The organism is Parasynechococcus sp., assembly GCF_042954245.1.
Lineage (GTDB): Bacteria > Cyanobacteriota > Cyanobacteriia > PCC-6307 > Cyanobiaceae > Parasynechococcus.
Genome location: NZ_JBGKDP010000009.1, coordinates 1 through 1,913, shown reverse-complemented (window position 1 = coordinate 1,913; position 1,913 = coordinate 1). Strand labels below are relative to the sequence as shown.

Sequence of the window (1,913 nt, the reverse complement as noted above, 5' to 3'; positions counted from 1 at the left end):
CGATGGCCAGGTAGGCCGTTGGGAGAAGAAGAATGCCGGACCAGCCGACAAAAACGAAGCGGTCGCGCTTGAGCCAGTCATCGAGGACGTCAAACCATCCCCGCTGTGGCGCGCGTCCTACAGCGATCGTCATGAGAGGTGAACGGTGCGGAAAGCCGCAGGCTGTGGGATACGCCGCGACCTTAACAATCTTCAAGCGACCTGCGCGGCTGATTTGCGTGAGCTGAAACTCCCTGTATAGCTCTGTTGCTTAGGGATTTTTTCTTATTTTGTCGTCGGGGCCTTTCTGCGGTCACAATGGCGCTTGATTCTGGCTGGGTCATGTCAGCAGCAGTGCTCGAGCAACCCGTGCTTGGCTCCCGTCGTCTCTCGAATTTTTTGGTGGCCTCGGCCGTCACGATTGGGGGCGTGGGCTTCTTCCTGGCTTCGCTGTCGAGCTACCTCGGCCGCGACCTGCTCCCCCTGGGGCACCCCGCTGCGCTGGTGTTTGTGCCCCAGGGATTGGTGATGGGTTTGTACAGCCTTGCTGCGGCGTTGCTGACCACTTACCTCTGGTACGTCATCGCTGTGAATGTTGGTGGCGGCAGCAATCGTTTCGATAAGGATGCCGGTGTGGTGACCATCAGCCGCCGTGGTTTCCGCAAACCCGTTCTGGTTGAAATTCCGCTCAAAGACGTCAAGGCGGTGAAGGTGGAGGTGCGCGATGGCTTCAATGCACGCCGTCGCATCGCCCTAAGAATCCAGGGACGCCGTGACATGCCGCTCACCCGCGTTGGTGAGCCTTTCCCTTTAGCGCAGTTGGAGAAGGACGGTGCTGAACTGGCTCGCTTCCTTGGCGTCAATCTTGAGGGCCTTTGATCCGATGCGTCGTCTTCGTTCCTGGATGCTGCTGCTGCTCATCCCGTTGTTGGTGAGTTGCAGTCCTTCCCCGCGCGCTTCGGTGGTGACGGGTTGTGCCGATGCTCAAGCGGCCTGCCTACAGGGGTTGGCTAACGTCATCATGCAGACGAGCCTGGGGGAGTTCATGATTGAAGTGAACGGCGATGCTGCTCCCCTCACCTCCGGCAATTTTATTGATCTCGTGCAGCGCGGCATCTACGACGGAACCATGTTCCACCGCGTTGTTCGCGAGCCCGTTCCTTTTGTGGTGCAGGGAGGCGATCCGCAATCCAGTGATCGATCGGTTCCCCTGGGGCAGCTCGGTACCGGCAGTTTTGTGGATCCCGATAACGGTCAGGCGCGGATGATTCCGCTTGAGATCAAGTTCAGATCCGAGCCGCAGCCCCGTTACAGCAAGGTCAGCACCAATCCGGCTGAACTTGATGGCATGGAGTTGACCCATGAGCGTGGGGCGGTGGCCATGGCCCGGTCTCAGGCTCCTGATTCCGCCAGCGCCCAGTTCTATGTGGCCTTGCGTCCCTTGCCGGAACTCGACGGTCGTTACGCCGTCTTCGGCCGTGTTGTGGATGGCATGGAAGTGGTGGATGCGATCCAGCAAGGAGATCGCATCACCAAGGCTGCGTTAAGGGATTGAACTCAGGCCGGCACGCGGCTCTGGCTTGGCGACACCTTGAGCATTTCCGTGTTCACGCCTGAGGCCCGCTCAAGGGCCACCTTGCCGGTGCGCGCGATCTCGAGAATACCGAAGGGGGCCATCAACCGTTCAAGGGCCACCAGCTTTCCGGGATCCCCCACCACTTCCAGGGTCAGGGCTTCATCGGCCACGTCCACAACCTTGGCCCTGAATACCTGAACGAGTTCGATCACGGCGCCCCGGGATGCTGCCGGTGCTGAAACTTTGAGCAGCATCAGTTCGCGCTCCACTGCCGGGTGCTGGGTCAGGTCGAGGACTTGAAGCACATTGATCAGCTTGTCTAGTTGTTTGGTCATCTGCTGGAGCGTCTGGTCATCGC

General features: G+C 59.6%; 3 protein-coding genes and 1 pseudogene. 2 read left to right on the top strand and 2 right to left on the bottom strand.

The genetic code is table 11. From position 1 onward, the window contains the following. Nucleotides 1-133, bottom strand: a pseudogene (locus ACGVJ8_RS00480) (photosystem II D2 protein (photosystem q(a) protein)); the annotation flags it as partial. A 188-nt stretch (nt 134-321) separates the two neighbouring features. Here ACGVJ8_RS00480 and ACGVJ8_RS00475 point away from each other — a divergent pair. Then, nucleotides 322-858, top strand: a complete 537-nt coding sequence (locus ACGVJ8_RS00475) for a photosystem I assembly protein Ycf4 (protein ID WP_392344991.1) — start codon at nt 322-324, stop codon at nt 856-858. Nucleotides 859-862: 4 nt separating this feature from the next. Further along, nucleotides 863-1,534: a peptidylprolyl isomerase gene (locus tag ACGVJ8_RS00470; protein ID WP_392344990.1), complete on the top strand. Its 672-nt coding sequence runs from the start codon at nt 863-865 to the stop codon at nt 1,532-1,534. 2 nt (nt 1,535-1,536) lie between these two features. Here the strand turns inward: ACGVJ8_RS00470 and ilvN are convergent. Continuing rightward, nucleotides 1,537-1,913 (bottom strand): acetolactate synthase small subunit (gene ilvN, locus ACGVJ8_RS00465; protein WP_392344989.1); only part of this gene is annotated, 377 nt, incomplete at its 5' end.